31 protein-coding genes are annotated in these 22,017 nt (G+C 51.4%); 7 read left to right on the top strand and 24 right to left on the bottom strand.

All coding sequences use genetic code 11. From position 1 onward, the window contains the following. Nucleotides 1-248 precede the first annotated feature (248 nt). Nucleotides 249-1,022 (bottom strand): hypothetical protein, encoded by a 774-nt coding sequence (locus FUA23_RS02575; protein ID WP_147929151.1) that lies wholly within the window; start codon nt 1,020-1,022, stop codon nt 249-251. 542 nt (nt 1,023-1,564) lie between these two features. Here FUA23_RS02575 and FUA23_RS02570 point away from each other — a divergent pair. Continuing rightward, complete coding sequence (locus FUA23_RS02570) at nt 1,565-2,227, top strand: cyclase family protein (RefSeq protein ID WP_187270859.1); 663 nt, start codon at nt 1,565-1,567, stop codon at nt 2,225-2,227. A gap of 217 nt (nt 2,228-2,444) precedes the next feature. Further along, entirely contained in the window at nt 2,445-2,828 is a 384-nt protein-coding gene (locus FUA23_RS02565) for a four helix bundle protein (RefSeq protein ID WP_147929149.1), read from the top strand. A 65-nt stretch (nt 2,829-2,893) separates the two neighbouring features. Here FUA23_RS02565 and FUA23_RS02560 read toward each other — a convergent pair whose 3' ends face one another. After that, nucleotides 2,894-3,553, bottom strand: coding sequence for a heme exporter protein CcmB (locus FUA23_RS02560; protein WP_147929148.1), 660 nt, complete (start codon nt 3,551-3,553; stop codon nt 2,894-2,896). 74 nt (nt 3,554-3,627) lie between these two features. Here FUA23_RS02560 and FUA23_RS02555 point away from each other — a divergent pair, with 74 nt between their 5' ends. From FUA23_RS02555 to FUA23_RS02535, 5 genes are all read left to right on the top strand, one after another. Continuing rightward, nucleotides 3,628-4,863: an N-acetylmuramoyl-L-alanine amidase gene (locus tag FUA23_RS02555; protein WP_147929147.1), complete on the top strand. Its 1,236-nt coding sequence runs from the start codon at nt 3,628-3,630 to the stop codon at nt 4,861-4,863. Nucleotides 4,864-5,164: 301 nt separating this feature from the next. Continuing rightward, entirely contained in the window at nt 5,165-6,100 is a 936-nt protein-coding gene (gene queG, locus FUA23_RS02550) for a tRNA epoxyqueuosine(34) reductase QueG (RefSeq protein ID WP_147929146.1), read from the top strand. Next, nucleotides 6,097-6,468, top strand: a complete 372-nt coding sequence (locus FUA23_RS02545) for a hypothetical protein (protein ID WP_147929145.1) — start codon at nt 6,097-6,099, stop codon at nt 6,466-6,468. The genes queG and FUA23_RS02545 overlap by 4 nt, the downstream gene beginning before the upstream one ends. A 48-nt stretch (nt 6,469-6,516) precedes the next feature. Next, entirely contained in the window at nt 6,517-7,212 is a 696-nt protein-coding gene (locus FUA23_RS02540) for a hypothetical protein (protein WP_147929144.1), read from the top strand. A 207-nt stretch (nt 7,213-7,419) separates the two neighbouring features. Beyond that, nucleotides 7,420-8,208 (top strand): hypothetical protein, encoded by a 789-nt coding sequence (locus FUA23_RS02535; RefSeq protein WP_147929143.1) that lies wholly within the window; start codon nt 7,420-7,422, stop codon nt 8,206-8,208. 75 nt (nt 8,209-8,283) lie between these two features. On the opposite strand, the gene FUA23_RS02530 is transcribed toward FUA23_RS02535, so the two are convergent. From FUA23_RS02530 to rplC, 22 genes are all read right to left on the bottom strand, one after another. After that, complete coding sequence (locus FUA23_RS02530; protein ID WP_147929142.1) at nt 8,284-9,672, bottom strand: MATE family efflux transporter; 1,389 nt, start codon at nt 9,670-9,672, stop codon at nt 8,284-8,286. Nucleotides 9,673-9,783: 111 nt separating this feature from the next. Then, nucleotides 9,784-11,151, bottom strand: a complete 1,368-nt coding sequence (gene secY / locus FUA23_RS02525) for a preprotein translocase subunit SecY (protein WP_147929141.1) — start codon at nt 11,149-11,151, stop codon at nt 9,784-9,786. Between the two features lie 11 nt (nt 11,152-11,162). Continuing rightward, nucleotides 11,163-11,609 carry a 50S ribosomal protein L15 gene (gene rplO, locus FUA23_RS02520; RefSeq protein WP_147929140.1) on the bottom strand — a complete coding sequence of 149 codons (447 nt, stop codon included), beginning with the start codon at nt 11,607-11,609 and terminating at the stop codon, nt 11,163-11,165. A gap of 151 nt (nt 11,610-11,760) precedes the next feature. Next, nucleotides 11,761-11,940 carry a 50S ribosomal protein L30 gene (gene rpmD, locus FUA23_RS02515; protein WP_147929139.1) on the bottom strand — a complete coding sequence of 60 codons (180 nt, stop codon included), beginning with the start codon at nt 11,938-11,940 and terminating at the stop codon, nt 11,761-11,763. 77 nt (nt 11,941-12,017) lie between these two features. Further along, nucleotides 12,018-12,587 (bottom strand): 30S ribosomal protein S5, encoded by a 570-nt coding sequence (rpsE, locus tag FUA23_RS02510; protein ID WP_262713688.1) that lies wholly within the window; start codon nt 12,585-12,587, stop codon nt 12,018-12,020. An 11-nt stretch (nt 12,588-12,598) separates the two neighbouring features. Beyond that, complete coding sequence (rplR, locus tag FUA23_RS02505) at nt 12,599-12,952, bottom strand: 50S ribosomal protein L18 (protein ID WP_147929138.1); 354 nt, start codon at nt 12,950-12,952, stop codon at nt 12,599-12,601. A 61-nt stretch (nt 12,953-13,013) separates the two neighbouring features. Then, nucleotides 13,014-13,571, bottom strand: a complete 558-nt coding sequence (gene rplF, locus FUA23_RS02500) for a 50S ribosomal protein L6 (RefSeq protein WP_147929137.1) — start codon at nt 13,569-13,571, stop codon at nt 13,014-13,016. 88 nt (nt 13,572-13,659) lie between these two features. Next, entirely contained in the window at nt 13,660-14,070 is a 411-nt protein-coding gene (gene rpsH, locus FUA23_RS02495) for a 30S ribosomal protein S8 (RefSeq protein WP_147929136.1), read from the bottom strand. Between the two features lie 133 nt (nt 14,071-14,203). After that, nucleotides 14,204-14,473 (bottom strand): 30S ribosomal protein S14, encoded by a 270-nt coding sequence (gene rpsN, locus FUA23_RS02490; RefSeq protein ID WP_147929135.1) that lies wholly within the window; start codon nt 14,471-14,473, stop codon nt 14,204-14,206. A 1-nt stretch (nt 14,474) separates the two neighbouring features. Further along, a complete protein-coding gene (gene rplE / locus FUA23_RS02485; protein WP_147929134.1) occupies nt 14,475-15,038 on the bottom strand; it encodes a 50S ribosomal protein L5 in 564 nt (187 codons plus the stop codon). Then, a complete protein-coding gene (gene rplX, locus FUA23_RS02480; RefSeq protein WP_147929133.1) occupies nt 15,038-15,397 on the bottom strand; it encodes a 50S ribosomal protein L24 in 360 nt (119 codons plus the stop codon). Before rplX ends, rplE begins: the two co-directional genes overlap by 1 nt. Nucleotides 15,398-15,418: 21 nt before the next feature. Then, complete coding sequence (rplN, locus tag FUA23_RS02475; protein ID WP_147929132.1) at nt 15,419-15,787, bottom strand: 50S ribosomal protein L14; 369 nt, start codon at nt 15,785-15,787, stop codon at nt 15,419-15,421. A gap of 35 nt (nt 15,788-15,822) precedes the next feature. Further along, nucleotides 15,823-16,251 (bottom strand): 30S ribosomal protein S17, encoded by a 429-nt coding sequence (gene rpsQ, locus FUA23_RS23035; RefSeq protein WP_187270858.1) that lies wholly within the window; start codon nt 16,249-16,251, stop codon nt 15,823-15,825. 6 nt (nt 16,252-16,257) lie between these two features. After that, nucleotides 16,258-16,518: a 50S ribosomal protein L29 gene (gene rpmC, locus FUA23_RS02465; RefSeq protein WP_147929131.1), complete on the bottom strand. Its 261-nt coding sequence runs from the start codon at nt 16,516-16,518 to the stop codon at nt 16,258-16,260. Nucleotides 16,519-16,585: 67 nt separating this feature from the next. Then, nucleotides 16,586-17,005, bottom strand: a complete 420-nt coding sequence (rplP, locus tag FUA23_RS02460) for a 50S ribosomal protein L16 (RefSeq protein ID WP_147929130.1) — start codon at nt 17,003-17,005, stop codon at nt 16,586-16,588. A gap of 385 nt (nt 17,006-17,390) precedes the next feature. Beyond that, entirely contained in the window at nt 17,391-18,131 is a 741-nt protein-coding gene (rpsC, locus tag FUA23_RS02455) for a 30S ribosomal protein S3 (protein WP_147929129.1), read from the bottom strand. A 1-nt stretch (nt 18,132) separates the two neighbouring features. Continuing rightward, a complete protein-coding gene (gene rplV, locus FUA23_RS02450; RefSeq protein ID WP_147929128.1) occupies nt 18,133-18,534 on the bottom strand; it encodes a 50S ribosomal protein L22 in 402 nt (133 codons plus the stop codon). 325 nt (nt 18,535-18,859) lie between these two features. Further along, entirely contained in the window at nt 18,860-19,129 is a 270-nt protein-coding gene (rpsS, locus tag FUA23_RS02445; RefSeq protein WP_147929127.1) for a 30S ribosomal protein S19, read from the bottom strand. A gap of 3 nt (nt 19,130-19,132) precedes the next feature. Further along, nucleotides 19,133-19,969 carry a 50S ribosomal protein L2 gene (gene rplB / locus FUA23_RS02440; RefSeq protein ID WP_147929126.1) on the bottom strand — a complete coding sequence of 279 codons (837 nt, stop codon included), beginning with the start codon at nt 19,967-19,969 and terminating at the stop codon, nt 19,133-19,135. Between the two features lie 213 nt (nt 19,970-20,182). Then, complete coding sequence (gene rplW / locus FUA23_RS02435; RefSeq protein WP_147929125.1) at nt 20,183-20,479, bottom strand: 50S ribosomal protein L23; 297 nt, start codon at nt 20,477-20,479, stop codon at nt 20,183-20,185. Nucleotides 20,480-20,541: 62 nt separating this feature from the next. Then, complete coding sequence (gene rplD / locus FUA23_RS02430) at nt 20,542-21,168, bottom strand: 50S ribosomal protein L4 (protein WP_147929124.1); 627 nt, start codon at nt 21,166-21,168, stop codon at nt 20,542-20,544. 78 nt (nt 21,169-21,246) lie between these two features. Beyond that, the gene (gene rplC / locus FUA23_RS02425) at nt 21,247-21,867 is read right to left on the bottom strand and encodes a 50S ribosomal protein L3 (RefSeq protein ID WP_147929123.1); all 621 of its coding nucleotides are present in this window, start codon (nt 21,865-21,867) and stop codon (nt 21,247-21,249) included. Between the last annotated feature and the right edge of the window lie 150 nt (nt 21,868-22,017).

Raw genomic sequence — 22,017 nt, 5'->3', positions numbered from 1 at the left:
ATTTACTGAGCTTGTAATTCAAATTAAATATTTGCAAATACGACAATCTGAATTACACCCCTTTGAACATTAATGCAGTTAATTAGTATTCAATAAAAGTCTTAAATAGTAGAGGATAAATCTAAATAATTTTATTGAATTAATAAAATAATTATCCCGGGTTAAAAGTCTAATGAATACTTGACCCAACAATCTGTGAATAAGCATGTACAATTTCCACAGAGATATTATACAGGTAGTAAAACTACTTACAACGTATATCTTAAGCTTAGGCGTATTGAAAGTCGTTGTCGTGAGTGAGCATCTCCTCCAAATCCTCTAGAAGACTGAATTGGGTTAGATGAAAACCTTTGATTAGTTGCAATGACATCGTCAAATATCCAATTCGTATAGCCAGCGACATCAATTCCTGCTATAATATTTTCCTTAATTCTATACCCCATCTCAAAACCAATATAATCCTCTGTCCTTTTATTATTTTCAGATAATCTAAAACTATTATCAGCAGTACTGATTATCTCTCCATAGCTTAAGTTTTCATAAGGTGAGTTCGTATTGATAATCTCGTTACCCAGATGTTCTATCTCGATTTTAGTATAGTTTCCTTTCAATAAATATGACCTACCATAATATATTTTAACATTAATTTTCTTAATTTCAGTTCCTAAACCTACAAACCCACCCCCTCCAATAAAACCAGCTCTTGTGAGATGCGATATTACAGGAAACTCTACACCATTCTGTCGTAAATATCCGCCTCCCTGCATAAAATTAGTATGCTGAAACGATTCTACTGATAATCCAGCTATACCATGAATTTTAGAAATCATGTCTCTTGTTCGATACTCAAATCCGATTACTAAAGAGTGCCCTGCCTTTTCAAAGCGTTCTTGTTTAGGATTTGAAGAAGCGATACCTACTTTAGTAAAAATCTGGATTTCATCCTTTGACTGAGATAGTAAATCAACTGAGAAAAAAATAAAGGATAAAAGTAAGAATAGAGTGTAAATTGTACGTGTCATTTCTAGAAGGGTTTTTTAGAATAGTAATTACTACAGTAGCGTAAATTTAAATAATCAAGTCCGATTAAAAAAATCAGACGATAATAAAAAACTTATGATTGTTGATACAGCCTGATTTTTTTGTTGCACAGAACACAGTTACACACGCATTGCGCATACACCTCATATCTCTGCTGTACACCAGTTGCGCTTTAGCCCTGCCAATATACCGTAAACACGCAACTTTTCACTCCTGACGGATGAAAACCGTAACTGCGTGTTTACTGCCAATATCCCGCAACTCGATACCGATCCAGCGGATGGATGCCGCGCTGACGCTTAGTCGTGGAGATGTGAGGGTAAATTGGGGCAGTGGTGCTGTTGACATGGCCCGACAGCCCCTGAGGGACGCAAATCAGGTCACAAGTCAGCAAAAGCTGCTGCACAGCGAACAATCTCGCCCGCTCGTCCTTTCTTATCCGGCGGAGCGACAGAGGGACTCACCTTGCTGGTCAATGGAGCGTTCAATGCACCCGCGTTCTCGCCTCAAAATCAAACACCCCATGAGCAACTGGTACGAAAACTGGATCGACGTCACCTACCCCATCTTCCCCGGCATGACCGGCTGGCCAGGCCAGCCTGAAACGAAGTTCGACACCCTGAGCTGCATCCACTGCGGAGACCAGGCCAAGGTAACCATGCTGCACTTCAGCGCCCATTCCGGCACCCACATGGATGCACCGAACCACTTTATGGCCGAGGGGATCGACATCAGCCGCTTTCCCGTTCATGTTGGTCTTGGCCCGGTCCGGATTGCCGCCATCGACTGCGAAGGCCCCGTACTCCCCGAGCATCTGGACGCCTACGAAGCGCGCACCCGCCCCCTGGAGCCCGGTGAGCGCCTGCTGCTCCGCACCCCCAACTCAGACAAGGCTTTCTGGCTGCAGGACCCGTTCGATACCGAATACCGCGGCATTGGCCCCGAAGCCGCCAAGTGGATCGGCCAGCGTAAGCTCGCCCTCATTGGTGTCGACTACCTCTCCGTCGGTCCCTTCCACCAGGGCAACCCGCAAACCCACCGCGCACTCATGAGCGCCAACGTCTGGATCATCGAAGGCGTAGACCTGCGTAAAATCGCCGAAGGCGATTACGAGATGATCTGTCTGCCGCTGAAGCTGGCGGGGAGTGATGGGTCGCCGATTCGGATTTTGATTCGGGAGGTGTAGGAGTCGGGAGTCGGGAGTCGGGAGTCGGGAGTCGGGAGTCGGGAGTCGGGAGTCGGGAGTCGGGAGTCGGGAGTCGGGAGTAAGAAAAATTGTATGTGACTGACAACCAAATAAATATGAATCAATCATCCGTATTTAAACGTTTATATACGCAAGTATTCGTATAAAAGACGACTATCTCCGCGTGGTTTCCCGAGGTTTGAGGAAAATCAAGACCATGAACGCATCCTTCCGAAAATGGGCTGCTTATCGCAAAGGAATGATTCTATCTAACAGGATCGACGACCTGACTGCTTCTTTCCCGCCGAACGAAAGATTCAGGCTGACCGATCAGATTTGCCGCTCAGCCAGTAGTGTATGTGCAAACCTCGCCGAGAGTTTTGCAAAACGCCGCTATCCCAAGCATTTCATAGCAAAGATCACCGATAGCTATGGAGAGAACTGTGAGACGCAAATGTGGCTCGATAAAGCCCTCGCTCGTGGCTACATCACCAACAAACAATACAAAGAACACAACGATTTGGCCGACGAAGTTGGGCGGCTATTACACTTCATGGAGCACAACCCCGATCATTACGCAAAGAAATCCAACACGAAGTAGGGACTCTGGGCTTAAAAGCCACGGCGGTAGCGACTCCTGACTCACGACTCAAAACCCTCCCCCTCCTAATCCCTCCAAACAAAAGGAAACAGCACCAACCCTACCGCCAGGCCAAGCAGATCGATGGCTCCGGCCAGCATGAGGTAAGAGGTTTCCTGTCCGGAGGTAAGCCCTACGGCGTAGCCGCCGGCATTGACTAAGAGGTAAAGCAGTGGAATCACGAGCGGAAAACTGAGTACGGCCATCAGCGTTCCGCTGCCACCGGCGCGCGCAGCCAGCGCCGCAACGAAGGTGAGCACCGAACTGAGGCCGAGGCCGCCGAGGAGGAGAGCAGCCAGGAAGTATCCGGGTTCGAGGACATAACTCTGGCCCGAGAAAAATCCCAACAGCCCCCAGGTAAGCAGGCTTATTAACCAGATGATCAGGGTATTGTACAGGAATTTGCTAACCAGCAGTGCCTCCGCCGAAGCGAGCGTATAAAAGTAGTAGTGCCGCCGACCGCCTTCCCGCAGAAAGCTGCGGCCACCAGCTACCGTTGCTCCAAAAAACAATACGACCCAGTAGAGGGCGTTAAATGTCATGGCGCTAAAATTTTGCACCGCAAAATAGATAACGACCGTTGTCGCAACCACATACAATAAGACCGATCCGAGGGCGTAGCGGTTCCGCCATTCGGTTTTAAGCTCCCAACTCAGGAGGTGTAGTATTTGTTGAAGTGTCGACATTTGCCGGGCAAAGATACTGCCCGCCGGGACCTTTACTTATCTTGCAGCCGCTAAAGTCTTTCCTTCCCCTCAATATGACCCTCAACAAACTCTTTCTATTCCTTTTTCTGATTGCTCTCAGTCCGGATTTGTCGTCTGAGCAACTTCTGGTTACAGCTCAGAAAGGAGATGGGATATACGCTATTCTACGCCGTTACCAGCTACTCGACTACACCTGTAACCTCAACGAGTTCTACCGGCTAAACAAGCTGAAGAACAACGCCGCTCTAATGATCGGCTCTACGTACAAGCTGCCCATAGAGGTCCTCAACTTCGACGGCAAGAGTATCAGGTCTTCTACGGGAAACGACAACTACGCCCGTGCCCTGGCTATTCAGCACTACAACGAAGCCCTGTTGGCCGCCGAAGTGCGGCCCGAGGATTTCCGGGAAAACAAAGTCCTTTACCTGCCCTTCCATATCGATAACTGCTTCGAAGAAAAACTGGAAGCAGCGCCCGCTGAAATCATGGATGAGGGCGAAATAGCCAAGACCGGAGGTAAACCCGGTGCCAAACCGCAGGAACTGGAACAGGTAACCACCTCCGCGTTCCGGACTTTCGATATCTTCGGAGAGAAGTACGCTTACGTACCCAAAATCGACAACAAACTCGCCGGACGAATCTTCTACATCGTTTCCGGCCACGGAGGCCCCGACCCCGGAACCATCGGTAAACGCGCCGGACACCACCTGCACGAAGACGAATACGCCTACGACGTCGCCCTACGGATGACCCGCAACATCCTCGCTCACGGAGGAACACCCTATATGATCGTCCGTGACACCGATGGCATCCGCGACGAGAGGTACCTGAAGGGAGACAAGGACGAAACCGTTTGGGGCGGCCAGGCGATCCCCTATCAGCAAAAAGCCCGCCTCCAGCAACGCACCAATATCATCAATACGCTCTACGAAGAGCACCTCGCCAAGGGTATTACCGATCAGACGATGATCTCCATCCACGTAGACAGCCGGGCAAAGAACAAAAAAATCGACCTCTTCTTCTACCATCATGATACTGACCTCGTAGGTGCCCGCCAGGCGGAGAAGATGCAGGCCGTAGTCCGCAAAAAATACGACCAGGTACGGAAGGGCCGCGGTTACGCCGGCACCGTCGGGACCCGCGACCTGCACGTTTTGCGGGAAGCTATGTGCAGCGGCGTTTTCATCGAACTCGGTAACATCACCAATTCCTCAGACCAGGTTCGGATAGTAGAACCCAGCAACCGGCAGCTGATTGCCGATTGGCTGGTGGAAGGGCTCTTTAACTAGTCGGGAGATTTGGAGTCGGGAGTTCGGAGTCTAGAGTCGGGAGTCGGGAGTCCGGAGTCGCTACCGCAAGTACCGTTCGCGGCGCTTCGCTTCTTGAGTCGGGAGATTTGGAGTCGGGAGTCCGGAGTCGCTACCGCAAGTACCGTTCGCGGCGCTTCGCTTGCTTACCTTCTGGAGTTGAGAGTTGCTGCAGTAAGCAGCTTTGGCTTTGCTTCGTCCGTTTGCTTTGGGGATAAATGCGTATTGTTACGGCCTCCAGCCACGGCAATGAATTTAGACTAAAAAGAATAGATTACTTCCAATGTTGAACGCAAAAGTGACCCTCTCCGAAGAAGTAAAAGCCCGCGCCCTCAGGGCCGGCTTCTCCTTCGTTGGTATCGCCAAAGCGGAACGGATGGACGAAGAAGCCCGCAAGCTGGAAGAATGGCTCAACCAGGGTAACCACGGCACTATGCGCTGGATGGAGAACCACTTCGAAAAACGGGTAGACCCCACCAAGCTCGTTCCCGGAGCAAAGAGCGTAGTTTCATTACTCTACAATTACTTCCCCGAAGACGATACGCCCAGCCAGGAAGCACCTAAGATCAGCCGCTACGCCTACGGGCAAGACTACCACAAGGTGATCCGCCATAAGCTTAAGGACCTCGTTGCCGAACTTGAGTTACTCGTAGGGGCCCCGATCGACGGGCGGGTGTTTGTAGATTCAGCTCCGGTGATGGAGCGCGACTGGGCCAAACGCGCAGGAGTAGGCTGGACGGGCAAAAACACCCTGCTCATCAACCCGAAAGCCGGGTCCTACTTCTTCCTCGCAGAAATCATTTCAGACCTTGACCTTACGCCGGATACCCAGATTAAGGATTATTGTGGCTCTTGTACAGCCTGCATCGATGCCTGCCCGACCGAGGCCATCTCTCCACAGGGCTACCTTGTCGATGGCTCGAAGTGTATCAGCTACCTCACCATCGAGCTGCGCGAGGCCATCCCAGAAGAGTTTGCCGGGCGGATGGAAGGCTGGGCTTTCGGTTGCGACATCTGCCAGGAAGTCTGCCCCTGGAACCGCTTCAGCAAACCTCACCACGAACCCGCCTTCAACGCACACCCCGATCTGCCCGCCATGAACCAGCGCGAAATGACGGAGATGACCGAGGAAGTATTCCGGAGGGTCTTTCAAAAGTCAGCCGTGAAACGCACCAAGTACGTTGGCCTGCGGCGCAACATCGATTTCCTTGACCTATGAAAAGACTACGCCTTTTATCGTTGCTCCTCCTACCCTTCCTGGCACCTGCGTGCGCGCCAAATGAGCCCGCGCCACAAAGGAAAATCCCCCGCAATCTGGTTATCCTGACCGACTCTTCCGACTGGAAACCAGGCAAACTGCTCCGCTATACCGACAGTATATCCTCCGCTGGTTATCGCGTTCTGGTTAGCGGCTACCCCGAAGAAAACGCGGCCGCTCTCAGCGCCCGTCTCCCCTGGTTGTTACAGCCGGGCGTAGACCTGTTCATCTACGACGATGCGCTTGCCGGACCCGCTGGCTTAGACAGCCTGAAAAACTATCTGGAAAGAACAGGCCATGGCGCCAAAATTGAGAGAATCGCCCGCTGAGCAATAATTTTGTTTGGCTCATTCTATTTTACCCATCTTTGCCCCATTATGCAGGTACCCAAAATAAAAGCCTATCTCGCTGCCTTTCCGGAGTGGCTGAAGACCGAAGAAGCCCAGGCATTTTTGCCCCTCTGGGAAACCCAACAGAACTGGCAAGATCACTTCAACGTAGAAGCTAAAGATCTCGCCGAAGCCTATGATAATGCGCTCGACTCGAAAACCAATCGCCGGCACTACCGGCGCGGCGGCTACGACCCGAAACGCGCAATGCTGGCAATCATGCGCTGGGAGCCCGACTTTGTCCGGGACGCCTTTCGCGACCTCTTCAGCGAAGACCGTCAGCTCGAAGGCCGAATCCAGCGCTTCGTCTTTTACGTCAACGAACTCTTCAACCGCTTTCGCGACCAGCACCCCAAAGACCGGACGCCCAGCCATAACCACGACGATGACTATAATATGGTCTCGCTCTACCTGATGGGCCAGTACCCTGAAGTCTACGCCCCCTACTCTACTTCTGATTTCATGTTGGTTTGTGCCCGCCTCGGAGCCAAAGAAGTGCCGCCGGCAGCCGACTTCCCCCGGTACACCAAATTGTTGAAAACACTCCGTCACTTCCTCACCTCCGACGAAGCCGTGATGGCCGCCTATAACGAAGCACTCCGCGAACAGGATTATAAAGGAGAAAGCGCCCTCTTGGTCTGGTGGTGGTTCAAAATGATCGCAGCCGGGGAAGAAGGCAAGTAAGGCGGCGCAAACGCAGGTGCAAAAAATGTTGAATTGAGCAAAGAACAAACACTCCCAAGCTCCATCTGCAATCAAATTGCGAATAAAAACACACAACTTGCTGTAAAAAATAAAATAATCACATAAAAGTGAAAAATAATTTGTTTGAAATTTGCAACAAACCACACAACACCCTAGTTTTGTAGTAACAACAGCAAGTTTCAAACAATGGATCTTAACATCCACATCTCAAAGAAAGGTACCCGCGTCGTAAAAGCTTCCGAGCTTCACCGTGCTCTGGGGCTGAACGACAATCATTACCAAACCAACGTTCGCCATTGGTTGAAAGACATCTACCAGTTCTCCGACGGAATACGGCGCCCCGAAGGCATGAAAGACTTTGCCCGCGACCCACGCAGCAAGGGAAACGTCGTCCCTGAATACTATCTCTGTCTGGAATTTGGTAAGCTCATCGCTTTGTCTTCAAAATCGAAGGTGAAGCAATCTGTAGCCACCCGCCTCAGTAAAGAAGAAGACGTTTACCCTGAGCACGTTCAACTATCCGTTACCGAAACCCTGGAACTGTTGGAACAAGTTAAAGCCCTCGCCCGAATCACCTGTCAGAAGGCAGCCGAGAGCCGTCACCTTGCCTACTACACGCGCAAGCGCGGATCAGCTGAATACTGGAACCATTACCGCCGCGAACAAATCGTAGGCTGTACCATGGCTGACCTCCGGGAGCAACTTCGCCTCCGGAACGAAAAGGTAGCCGCTAAAGCTGACCTGCGCGAACTCATCTCCCGCGTCGATGCTCATGACCTCATCAGGATCGGAATCATCGATCATTACGCCGCTATGGGTAATTCCCTGCCTTACTCCCAACAGCTCGGCAACCTCGCGAAAGAGCTCGCCAAGCAGCTTCGCCTCGAGATTGTAGATGACCGCGAAGGGGAACTCCTCTTCGCCCCTCCGGCAGACGTCGATGTCCTCCGGAAGATGCAACGGGCAGCGGCTTAGTCGTTACCAGGCAATCCAGCACTGCTTCGCTCTTTCGTTGCTACTGTAATGCCGAGTAATTTCCGGCACGAAACATCAGACTTCAGCCTGTTTCCATTTTCCGCGCCTGAACATCCACAGGGCCAGGCCGGACAGGATAAACTCTGCCGTCACAACTGCCCAGACGACACCTTCGACTTCGTAGCCCATTTCCAATCCCAGCCAATAGCCCAGCGGAATTTCCAGCAGCCAGAAACAGATGAAGTTTATCAGCATCGGGGTACGGGTGTCCCCCGCCCCATTCAGCGCTTGTACAGGAATCATTCCCAAACCAAAGAAAACGTATCCAATCGCAAAAATGCGTAGAGTCCGGATGCCGTATTCGATGGCATCGGCATCTTCGATAAAACCACGTACCAGTGGCCCTGCTAAAAAGAAGTAGATCAGCGACAGTCCACCGAAGTAAACAACGGTCATCTTTAGCGCAAGCCACACGCCCTTTTCCGCCCGGTCCGGTTTCCGGGCGCCAAGGTTTTGCCCGACGAAGGACGCAGCAGCATTGGCCAGCCCCCAGGCTGGCAGCATCGTGAACAGGATCAGCCGGATAGCAACCGTATAACCCGCTACGGCTGCTTCTCCGAAACCAGCCACAATCCTCATCAGGAATACCCAGCTCGCAGAAGCGATGAGGTACTGAAATGCCCCATTGGCTGCAATATTGATAATCCGCAACTGCATCGCCCAATCAATACGCCAGGCCCTGGCTTTTATTTTAACCACCGATCGATCCCCCGACAGTAGATAAAGCTGATAAGCTACTCCAATACCACGACCGATTGAAGTAGCCACAGCTGCTCCTTCAACTCCCATTGCGGGGATAGGACCCAGCCCAAAAATAAAGATGGGATCAAGGACGATATTGATACCGTTGGCCAGCCACAGTACACGCATTGCTTTAGCGGCTTCTCCCGCCCCCCGGAATATCCCGTTAATCACGAAGAGCATCATGATCACGACATTGGTTCCAAACATGATCCGGGTATAGCCTACTCCTTCAGCAACGACCTCATCCGTAGCCCCCATGAGCTGCAGCAGTTCTTCAGCATAAATGAATCCCGGCAGGGCAATCAGTATACTCACAATAACACCCAGCAGGATGGCCTGACTTGCTACCAACCCTGCTTTTTCGGGCTTTTTTTCGCCAACGAAGCGGGCAACCATCGCCATTGGAGCGGTGCTGACACCGATGGCAACACTGTATACCAGGGTCATCATCACCTCCGTAAGGCCTATCGTGGTCAGCGCCCCATTTCCGATCTGGCCAACGAAGTAAGTATCGACCAGCGCAAAGACAGACTCCATGGCCATCTCCAGCATCATCGGGATCGCAAGCAGGATAATCCCCCGGCGGATAGCTCCTTCGGTGTAATCATAGCCCTTGTCATCAAGCGAAAGGCGTACAACATCAAGAATTCTGTTCAACATCTGCTATGATCTTCTTAGAGTACACAATACTGATGGGCGTATACCTCCCAAACAACAGCGCCCCCTCCGGAAATCCGAAGGGGGCGCCACAGTCAAATCTGTATAACAGATTTAGAAGTCAGCTCCGAGGCTCTGCATACGGCTGTTACCACCGCGGCCTTCAAGGCGACCTTCTTTCACCAGTCCGTCGTACTTGCGCATCAACAGGTAGCTTTCGATCTGCTGGAGAGTGTCGAGAACAACACCTACCATAATGATCAGGGAAGTACCACCGAAGAAGATAGCAAACTGCTGGTTGACACCAAGAGCAGCAACGATGGCTGGCAGAATGGCGATCAGACCGAGGATGATAGATCCTGGAAGAGTAATCCGGCTGGTGATTGCATCGATGTACTCTTCAGTTTCTGCTCCACCGCGAACACCAGGAATGAATGCGTTCTGACGACGCAGGTACTCCGTGTACTGTCCGGGGTTTACCACCAATGCCGTGTAGACATAAGTGAAGATAACCACCATACAGAAGTAAATCACATTGTAGAGAGGAGAAGTAAAGTCGTTGAATTGCTGAACCAGCCAGCTGGTCTGAGCCTCGTTGCTACCAAAGCCAGCAAGGCTTACGGGCAGGATCATCAGTGCCTGAGCGAAGATGATCGGCATTACACCAGAAGCGTTAACCTTCAGTGGAATGTAATCGCGCTCCGTACTTGTTGGGGCAGCAGCGTCACCGCGGCCTACCATACGCTTAGCAAACTGCAGTGGAATCTTCCGGACTCCCGTAACAATCATTACGGTAAGCATAGTAACGAAGAAGAAACCGAACATTTCGAGAGCGAAAAGTAGAAGGCTGTCAGACTTGTCAACGAGTTCGAAGCCGAAAGCAGTTGGCAAACCAACGATGATACCAACTGTAATCAGAAGGGATACACCGTTACCGATTCCCCGGTCCGTGATCCGCTCACCCAGCCACATCGCGAAGATGGTACCGGTGGAGAGGATGATGATACCGGAAAGCCAGAAGATAGATTCGTCTACCTGAGACGACATACCTCCGTTGCTCTTGATATAAGTCAGGTAACCAGCACCCTGAACCAGGGTAATAGCTACGGTAAGAGCGCGGGTGATCTGGCTGAGCTTTTTACGACCGGCCTCACCTTCTTTGCTTTGCAGGCGTTGAAAGTAAGGGACGGCAAAACCGAGCAGCTGGACAATGATACTCGCCGTGATGTACGGCATGATACCAAGGGCCATGATGGAGGCATTGTTAAATGCACCACCAGTGAACAGGTTGATAAGCCCGAGGAGGTCATTTCCACCACCCTGGGCGTCGAGCGACGCCGTGAGTGCATCCACATCCGCACCGGGAAGTACGATGTAGGACCCCAGACGGTAGATGGCGATCAATAACAGCGTAAACAGAATGCGCTTACGCAGCTCATCAATCGACCAGATGTTTTTTAGTGTTTCAAAGAACCTCATCATGGGAATGGTATTTAGGAGATGGTGAGAGAACCGCCCGCCTTCTCGACGGCTTCCTTGGCTTTTGCGGAAGCGGCGTGAGCCGTAACCGTAAGACCAGAGGTGAGCTCACCGTCAGCGAGTACTTTTACCATATCATTCTTCTTGATGATACCGGCAGCGTACAGAGCAGCAGGGGTAATTTCAGTAATTCCGTGCTTCTCGCTGATGGCCTGGAGACGATCAAGATTGAAAGCAACGTATTCCACACGATTCGGGCTGTTGAAGCCACGCTTCGGGAGACGCATCTGAAGTGGCATCTGGCCACCTTCAAAGTTACGCTTACGCTTGTAACCACTACGCGACTTGGCACCTTTATGACCACGGGTGGAAGTTCCACCACGGCCCGAGCCTTGGCCACGTGCAATTCGCTTACCGGACTTAGTAGCGCCGGCGGCTGGTTTGAGATTATTCAGTTCCATTACGGACTTTATTTTTTAGGAGGCTTTTCAGGGCGCTGAACGCAGGTGCAAAGAAAGCAACTATCGTACCAACTATGGTCGTTCTGTCAGAAAAATGTCAGATGGTCAGGCAGATGCTTAACTATTTAACTTTCCGGGCATTCGACTTCCCTTAGGCCTCTTCTACTTTAACAAGGTGGCTGACTGCCTTCACCATTCCCAGAATAACAGGAGAATCCTCCCGCTCAACTGATTGATGCATACGCTTGAGGCCAAGAGCCTGGATCGTTGCCTTCTGCTTCTTCGGGCGGTCGATCACACTTTTAACCTGGGTAATTTTAATCTTAGCCATGTTGACTTAATTTTACTGTTGTTAGGAGTTTGTTCTTCTCCCCTCTCCCTTGGAGAGGGGATTGGGGAGCGTGAACCCTACCCTTCGAACAGTTTTTCCATGGAAATACCCCGTTGCTTGGCAACTTCCATCGGGCTGCGGAGCTTCTTCAGCGCATCGATGGTGGCTTTGATCACGTTGTGTGGGTTGGAAGAACCCTGTGATTTTGCCAGTACGTTGTGGACACCAGCGATGTCGAGAACAGCACGCATCGCACCACCGGCAATTACACCGGTACCTTCAGATGCAGGCTTAAGCAGGACCTTACCGGCACCATACTTACCCAACTGCTCGTGAGGGATAGTCCCTTTGTGCAGTGGCACCTTGATCATGCTCTTACGGGCATTATCGGTTGCCTTCTGGATAGCTTCGGAGATATCACGGGCCTTACCGGAACCGGAACCTACCTTACCTTTTCCGTCACCAACTACCATGATGGCAGCGAAGGTGAACGTACGACCACCTTTGGTCACTTTGGATACCCGGTTGAGGGCAACCATTTTCTCGCGCAGTTCCGGCTCGTTGGAGGCGTTGTTGTCTCCCTTCCGACCCCGGCGGTCATTGTCACGACGGTTACGGCCACCGCCTGAATTTCTGTTATCAGCCATTGTAGTGCTATTTAGAACTTAAGGCCACCCTCACGGGCACCTTCAGCTAGGGCTTTCACCCGTCCGTGAAAAAGATATCCTCCCCGGTCGAAGAGAACTTTAGAGATTCCGGCGGCCTGAGCACGCTCGGCGATGAGCTTACCTACAGCAGTAGACTGCGAGGATTTGTCACCTTCCTGGGCAATTGAAGCTTCGAAACTGGAAGCCTGCGCCAGGGTTACGCCGTTGACGTCATCGATCAACTGAGCGTAGATGTATTTATTAGAACGGAAAACGTTCAGGCGGGGCTGTTCCGGCGTGCCGGAAATGCTCTTACGAACACGGCTGTGAATCCGCTTTCTCCGCTTAAGTTTTGTGAGTTGCATTGCTAATTTTTTTTGAATCCCCAGCATGATCCTCCCTAAAGAGGGCCAGGGGTTAGGGACCTTACTTCTTAGCGGCGGTTTTACCAGCCTTACGACGAAGTTCTTCACCGACAAACTTGATACCTTTTCCTTTGTAAGGCTCAGGTTTACGGAATGCACGGATCTTAGCTGCGATCTGACCTACAAGTTGCTTGTCGGTAGAAGTGAGCTTTACGATCGGAGCCTTACCCTTTGCGCTGATGGTCTCAACGCCAACTTCTGGTGGAACCATGAAGTAGATAGGGTGAGAGTAACCCAGCGTGAGGATCAACAGGTTGCCTTTGTTTTCGGCACGGTAACCTACACCTACTACCTCAAGACTGAGTTCGTAGCCGTTGGTGACACCTTCGATCATATTGGCGATCAGCGAACGGTAAAGACCGTGAAAGCTGCGGTGACGCTTGCTGTTGGAAGGGCGGGTGACGGTAAGAGTACCATCTTCCATTTCGATTCCCAGGTCAGGGTTTACCTGCTGAGTAAGTTCCCCTTTAGGGCCCTTAACGGTCACCAGATTACCTTTGCTTACGTCAATCTTGACGCCGGAAGGTACGCTGATGGGATTTTTGCCAATTCTGGACATATCCTGTTGATTTAATTGTCTTACGAGACTACTCTTCGCTTATCATTCAAAGCCGGAGTACCCCCTGCAGACGTGAAACTGAATTTATTTAGTAGATGTAAGCGAGTACTTCGCCGCCAACGTTGTCTTTCTTTGCCTGCTTGTTGGTCATCAGACCATGTGAGGTAGAAACGATGGCAATACCAAGGCCGTTGATAACCCGTGGGAGAGCATCAGCCTTTACGTACTGACGCAGACCCGGCTTGGATACACGGATAAGTTTACGAATAACCGGACGTTTGCTGTCCTTTTCGTATTTGAGGGCAATAGAGATTTCTCCTTGCTTACCCTTGCCCGCTTCGTCGTCGAACTTGTACTTCAGAATGTAGCCCTGATCGTACAGAATTTCTGTCATGCGCTTCTTCGTTTTTGAAGAAGGAATAACTACGACACGGTGACCTGCGATCTGCGCGTTGCGAATACGGGTCAAATAATCAGCGATTGGGTCCGTTACGGCCATTTTGCTATAGATTGCGCTCCGTGGTTTTCCCGAAACAGGAACTTCCGGAGCTGTTAAAAATTAGACTAATTAGTTGTCGGTGGTTAACTACGTCAGTTGAGGAGGGGATTCTCCGGAAGACCAACGAATTAAACTACCAACTAGCTTTACGAACTCCTGGGATCTTGCCATCGAGTGCCATTTCCCGGAATTTAACCCGGCAAATACCAAACTTGCGCATGTAGCCTTTCGGACGGCCAGTCAGACCACAACGGTTGTGCAGACGGATTGGGTTGGAGTTACGGGGGAGCTTATCCAGTTCATCCCAGTTGCCTTCAGCTTTGAGGGCTGCACGCTTCTCAGCGTACTTAGCAACCATACGTGCGCGCTTATTTTCGCGTGCGATAAGTGATTTACGAGCCATCTTACTGTTCGTTGTTTTGGTTCTTAAATGGAAGGCCAAGTGCCTTCAGCAGTGCCAGGGCTTCCTGGTCTGTCTCTGCGCTGGTAACGAAGGTTACGTCGTAACCAGTGATGTTAGCAACATCATCGAGGCTGATCTCAGGGAAGATGATCTGCTCAGTGATACCCATAGTGTAGTTACCACGGCCATCGAAGCTCTTGTCGTTGATTCCACGGAAGTCACGTACACGAGGCAATGCAGTAGAAACCAGACGGTCGAGGAAGTCATACATCCGCTCACGGCGAAGGGTTACCTTAGCACCGATGCCCATGTTGTCACGGAGGCGGAAGTTAGAGACAGACTTCTTAGACATGGTGATTACAGCCTGCTGGCCTGCCACGAGAGTCATTTCCTTTGAAGCATTCTCAACCAGCTTGCGGTCCTGAGTTGCTTTACCTACACCCTGATTGATGCAGATTTTGAGCAGACGAGGCGTTTGCATAGGGCTCTTGTAGTTAAACTGCTCCTGCAGTTTAGCCTTAATTTCCTCGTCGTACTTTTTCTTGAGTCGGGGAGTGTAGCTCATTACTTAATGATATTACCGTTACGCTTACTGAAACGCGCCAGTTTGCCATTTTCGTCAGCCTTGCGTCCTACGCGGGTTGGCTGATTGTCGGCATCGACGAGCATCAGATTGCTAATGTGAATGGAGGCCGCTTTTTCAACGATGCCACCCTGATCGGTTTCAGTTGGTTTCTGGTGCTTCTTACGAATGTTCACACCGTCAACGACGGCGCGGTTTTCGTTAGGTAGCACCTGGAGTACTTCGCGGGGCTTAGCGCGGTCCTTATCGGCACCAGCGATAACCACGACCATGTCTCCCTTTTTGATTTTAAGCTTCGGCGTGTGACGCTTCTGCTTATCCTTGTAGGTCTTGTTAGCCATTGGATGGTTTAATTTGGTGCCCTAGAGTACTTCCGGGGCAAGTGATACAATCTTCATGTAGTCGCGGTCACGAAGTTCGCGGGCAACGGGGCCGAAGATACGAGTGCCACGTGGCTCCTCACTTGCGTTGAGGAGAACGACAGCATTGTCGTCGAAGCGGATGTAAGAGCCATCCTTACGGCGGATCTCTTTGCGGGTCCGCACTACTACAGCACGGCTAACCGTACCCTTCTTTACATTACCGCCCGGAGAAGATTCCTTAACCGATACGACGATCTGGTCGCCAATGCTGGCGTAACGACGCTTTGAGCCGCCCAGTACGCGAATACAGAGTACCTCTTTGGCACCGCTGTTGTCGGCTACGCGCAGCCGTGATTCCTGTTGGATCATTTTTTAGCTATTTCTTGGTTGCCGTAAACGGTTAATTACTTAGCTTTCTCAAGTACAGATACCAGGCGCCAGCGCTTACGACGGCTCAGCGGACGGGTCTCCATAATTTTCACGAGGTCACCAATCTGGCACTCGTTGTTCTCATCGTGGGCGATGAGTTTGTTACTCTTCTTTACGTACTTGCCGTAAATAGGGTGCTGAAGGCGACGCTCGATCACAACAGAAATGGTCTTGTCCATTTTGTTGCTGGCGACCAAACCGATACGGGTTTTACGCTCGTTACGACCTGTCTCTTCTGCTTCCTCTTCGGGAGCGAAGTAGTTGGTTACCGTTTCAGTAACTGCCTCAACGGCGTTTTCAACGGTTCCGGCAGCTGTGCCTACGGCTTCAGCCACTGATTCCAGCACGGTGGGGGTGGTCTCTTCGACGGTGCCCTCCTGCTCTTTAGTTTCCTCGTTGCTCATGCTAGATTACTTTTTACGGCGACGGATAAGGATGCGGTCACGTTTGGCTATCTCTTCAGGAGACATAGCCGCTAATTCGCGACGACGGATTTCTGTTTTGATCCGCGCAATGTCGCGACGGATTACCCGCAGTTGCAGGGGGTTCTCGATACCGTTCACGGTATGGTCGAACTTCATTTTTTCGAGGCTCCCGGAGGTCTCCGTCAGCTGATCCTGAAGATCGGCGTCAGAGGCGTTCCGCAACTCGACTGATTTATTACTCGCCATCAGTTTCTTAAGGTTGCACCGCATCCCGAAAATTGAAGGGAGCGGATAATTTTAAAATTGGGTGATCTTACCCCTGGTAGTCAACACGGGTTACTACGCGGGTCAATACCGGAAGCTTCTGTGCAGCAAGGCGCAGGGCCTCAACAGCTACTTCGCGGCTAACTCCGTCAAGCTCGAACATGATGCGTCCGGGCTGTACGTTGGCGACCCAGTGGTCAAGGGCACCCTTACCCTTACCCATACGTACCTCCAGTGGCTTACTGGTGATCGGTTTGTCAGGGAAGATGCGGATCCACACTTTACCTTCACGCTTCATATGCCGCGTCATGGTAATACGTGCGGCTTCGATCTGGCGGTTAGTGATCCGTCCGGAGCCCAGGCTCTTAAGGCCGAAGGTTCCGAAGTCCACCTTGTTACCACGCTGCGCCAAGCCCTTATTACGGAGCTTCTGCTGCTTGCGGTATTTAGTTCTTTTCGGCTGTAACATTGCTATAAATTTTTAGGCTAAACGGCTGAAAACACATCGTTTACACCCTTAATTTACCCCAGGTCTCCCTTAGAGCGGGGCAAAGGTAAGATTTTCTCCGGACTTTAGGTAGTTTACATAGGCAAACTTTCCTTTTTTTTCCGAAATAACGAAAGCAAGGCAGCAGTAACGATGATTCGCTACCAGCTGCCCTGCTCTCAGGGGGGTGGAAGACAGCGCAAAACACAGTTTTGATGCTTCCAGGTCAGTTGTTCTCTCGCCTGCGGCGGTTGAGTCTTGATGAGCAGCCTTATCAGCTGCAGTAAACCTGCCCGTAAGCCGGTTTAGTAGTATTACTCCAACCCGAGGGCTGTGAAGTACAGCAGCCTCAGGGGCTGCTAAGCGTTTAGCGACGACCGCCTCGGCGGTCGTTATCGCGTCCGCCACGGCGTCCACCACGGCCACCACGATCGCGGTCACCACCTTTGGTAGACAGGCCAGCGTTCGGGTTCAGGTCCCGCTTACCGAGAACCTCGCCCTTACAGAGCCATACTTTGATGCCGATACGACCGTAAACGGTGTGGGCCTCTTTGTGCGCGTAGTCGATGTCGGCACGGAAGGTGTGAAGCGGTGTACGCCCCTCCTTGAACTCTTCCGTACGGCTCATATCAGAACCGTTGAGACGACCAGAGATGCGAACCTTGATACCTTCAGCACTGGCACGCATAGTGGCAGCAATGGCCATCTTGATGGCACGGCGGTAGTTGATACGCGCTTCGATCTGCTTGGCAACTGATTCTGCAACGATGTTGGCGTCGAGCTCAGGCTTACGGATCTCAATGATATTGATCTGGATGTCTTTCTTCGTCAGGCGACGAAGCTCTTCGCGGAGCTGATTGATTTCGTTACCACCTTTACCGATGATAATACCAGGACGGCTGGTGTGAATCGTCAGCGTTACCCGCTTGAGGGTACGCTCGATGATGACACGTGCAATACCACCCTTCTCGATACGCTTATCGAGGTAAGCGCGGAGCTTCGCGTCTTCAATTACGTTTGCGGCGTATTCTTTGTCAGCATACCAGTTGCTGTCCCAGCCGCGGATGTAACCAAGGCGGTTACCGATTGGATTAGTCTTCTGTCCCATGTTATTCTGCGGTTTCGGTTTCTGCTTCAACAGCACCTTCTACTTCGCTGGGAAGCTGAACGCGGTTAGAAACTTTGATGGTGATGTGGCAACTGTGCTTACGGATACGGTGAGCACGGCCGTGAGGAGCTGGGCGGAAACGCTTGATTTGCGCACCGGCATCAGCAAAAGCTTCAGATACGTACAGGTCGTACTCGTCTGCTGCTTCTGTGCCACCGGTTTTGTATTCCCAGTTGGCGATGGCGCTGAGGAGATCTTTCTTGATCCAGATCGCAGCTTCCTGCTTGCTGAACTCAAGGATTCCGAGAGCCACACCCACTTCCTTACCGCGGATGAGGTCGATGATCAGGCGCATCTTACGCACCGACATCGGAATGCTATTTAAACTTGCTACTGCTTCCATTATTGGAGGTTTTCGAGGGAACGGGTTAGTAAAGAGGACTAAAAAATGCTTAATTCCTTTTTCGGATGTCTTGTACCGGTTTAACGGCAGTCAAACACCCGATTCAGGGACTGAGGATTTCAAGCGAGTCTCTACTCTACCTTCACTCAATTAAAGGGGGCGCGAACGCGGGTGCAAAAGTACGGTTAAAAAGCAATGTGGACAAGTCCAACTCTGCTTTTAAACTTTTCATTGCACCTGCGACCGCGCCAAATGATTATGCTAGTAGTAATTCAGGTCACGATTTCAAGACCAGAAACTGGAATTGAAGCTCGGGAATCAGAAATTACTTACCCTTCTTGCCACCGTGACCACGGAAAGAACGTGTAGGAGCAAACTCACCGAGTTTGTGACCTACCATGTTTTCCGTAACGTAAACGGGAACGTGGGTTTTGCCGTTGTGAACAGCGATGGTGAGGCCTACCATGTCAGGGATGATCATGGAAGAACGAGACCAGGTTTTGATCATGCCCTTGCGACCACCTTCCTGGGCCTTAACTACCTTTTCGTAGAGGCGGTGGAAAACGTAGGGACCTTTCTTTAGAGAACGTGCCATGGATTACTTCTTGTTCTTCGTCTTACGACGGGTGATGATCAATTTGTTGCTTGCCTTGTTGACGTTGCGCGTCTTCTGGCCTTTGGCCATGATACCCGTGCGTGAGCGTGGGTGACCACCTGAAGCGCGACCTTCGCCACCACCCATTGGGTGATCGACAGGGTTCATGGCTACACCACGAACGCGAGGACGGTTGCCTTTCCAGCGGTTACGACCAGCCTTACCTGCAACCGTGAGGCTGTGGTCAGGGTTAGACGTGGTACCGATGGTAGCACGGCAGGTCTTAAGGATACGGCGAACTTCGCCAGATGGGAGCTTGACAGAAACGAACTTGCCTTCTTTACCCATCAGGGTAGCATTCGTTCCGGCAGAGCGGGCCAGTGCGGCACCTTTACCGGGCTGAAGCTCGATGGCGTGAATCTGGTTACCCAGTGGCACGTCGGCCAGGAAAAGACAGTTTCCTACAGTCGGGGCAGCGTTTGCGCCAGAGTGCAGTACATCTCCCACCTTCAGTCCCTGAGGAGCGATGATGTAAGACTTCTTTCCTTCGGGAGTCTCCAGAAGAGCGATGAAAGCGGTTCGGTTCGGATCGTACTCAATGGTTTTAACCGTGCACGGGACACCGTCGTTGTTACGACGGAAGTCTACGATACGGTAACGGCGCTTATGGCCACCACCTTTCTGGCGTACGGTCATTTTACCGGTCCGGTTACGGCCGCCGCTCTTCTTAATGGGAGCGAGCAGGCTCTTTTCCGGTTTGTCACCAGTAAGCTCCTCGAACTTGTTCCCTACGTGGAAGCGGGAACCGGGAGATACCGGCTTAAACTTTTTGATTGGCATTATTGCACAATTTTCTCGCTGAATATCGGAGCAAAAGCATTGGTTCACTGATCGACCACGACCACCAACGGCTCCCCACTCAACGGATGATTAATTAGACTTCATCGGGGCTACTCCTGGGCGGATCAGCTAAGCTGCTCATGTTTAAACAGACCGTAGTCCTGAAAACACCAGCTACCCGGCTTGATTTTAAACCGCCCTAGAGTTGACCGATTATACTTCGTCGTACAGTTCGATGCTGTCTCCTTCGGCGAGCGTTACGATTGCCTTCTTGAAAGAAGACACGCGGCCACGGAGAAGACCGGACTTGGTCGATCTGTTTTTAGTTTTTCCCGGCATGACCATGGTATTCACCCGGTCTACGGTTACTCCGTAGCGCGCTTCGATAGCGTTACGGATTTCGATTTTGTTAGCGGTTTTGTCTACTACGAAAGTGTAGTGACCTTGCGCCTCTGAAAGCAACTCAGCCTTCTCGGACACTACCGGCTTGATTAAGATTGTCTTAGCCATAATGGATTAATTGAGAGTCGCTGCGTGAAAAGGATTTAGCCCGTTTCTGCAGCAACGGCTGGTTATGCGAATTGCTTTTTGAGTACGTCGATGGCACCTTCAGCAACGAGGACCGTGCTGGCCTTCATGATGTCGTAAGTGCTAACCTGGCTGGCACTGAGGACAGCGCTGTTCTGGATGTTACGACCGGAGCGGTAGACATGAGAGTCGTGCTCGGCGGTGATAAGGAGAACTTTGCCCTGATCGACACCGAGGTCGCTGAGCATCTTGATGTAATCCTTGGTTTTCGGAGCATCGAACTTAAGGTCTTCGACCAGTTTGATGGCACCAGAAGAAGCTTTCACCGAGAAAGCAGAGGCGCGGGCGGCCTGAGCAACTTTCTTGTTGAGTTTTACACCATAGGTGCGGGGGCGAGGGCCGAAGATGCGACCACCGGAGCGGAAGATCGGGCTCTTGATGTCACCTTTACGGGATCCACCAGTACCTTTCTGCTTGTGCAGCTTCTTGGTAGAACCGGCGACTTCGCCACGTTCCTTTGCTTTGTGCGTACCTTGACGCTGGGCGGCCAGGTAAGACTTTACCGCGAGGTAAACGGCGTGCTCGTTTGGCTCTACACCGAAAATGTTTTCGGGCAGTTCCACTTCACGACCCGTACCGGAACCTGTTGCGCTGTGAACTTGAAGTTTCATTTTGTATAGTTTACGGTCCGTGCCTTTCAATTACTGTTCCCGGAGGGGTAAAAGAGGCAGCGGGCCCGGCTGGCTTAATTATTTGTGGAGGATTACGACACCGCCTTTGGGTCCGGGAACGGCACCCTTAACGAGGATCAGGTTACGCTCGGGGAACATCTTCAGAACCTTGAGTCCTTTGATGCTTACCCGGCCACCGCCGTCACGGCCACCCATGCGCATGCCCTTGAAGACCTTCGCTGGGTAGGAGGCTGCACCGATGGAACCCGGTGCACGCTGGCGGTTGTGCTGACCGTGAGTAGCATCGTTCACACCTTTGAAGTTGTGACGCTTAACTACACCCTGGAAGCCCTTACCCTTCGAAGTTCCTACGGCAACAATAGAGTCACCTTCGGCAAATACTTCGTCAATGGTTACTGTATCTCCAAGAGCCTTGTTGATTTCCATATCGCGGAACTCAACAACCTCGCGCTTAGGCGTGGTACCGGCAGCCTTGAAGTGACCTACCATTTGTTGGCTGGAGTGCTTCTCCTTACGTTCGCCGTAAGCCAGCTGTACTGCATTATATGTGTCCGTATCGGTGGTCTTCACTTGCGTTACTACGCAGGGACCGGCTTCGATTACGGTACAAGCCATGTTGCGGCCTGTTTCGTCGAAGATGGAAGTCATTCCTACCTTCTTACCAATAATTCCGTTCATTGGTCTTGATTTGGATATTGCCGTCTCACGGTATGTGGAGCGGGCAACGAATATCCCTGAACCGCACTTAGCGGAAAAGGAACAGTTAAAAAATAGTCTCTACCCCACCCCGCCGTTAAACGGGATAAAACAAAGATTTAAGTTTGCGGA

Source organism: Neolewinella aurantiaca (assembly GCF_008014675.1).
In the GTDB taxonomy this organism is placed as follows: domain Bacteria; phylum Bacteroidota; class Bacteroidia; order Chitinophagales; family Saprospiraceae; genus Neolewinella; species Neolewinella aurantiaca.
The sequence above is the reverse complement of the archived record's forward strand: the minus strand, read 5'-3'. Positions and strand labels throughout refer to the sequence as shown.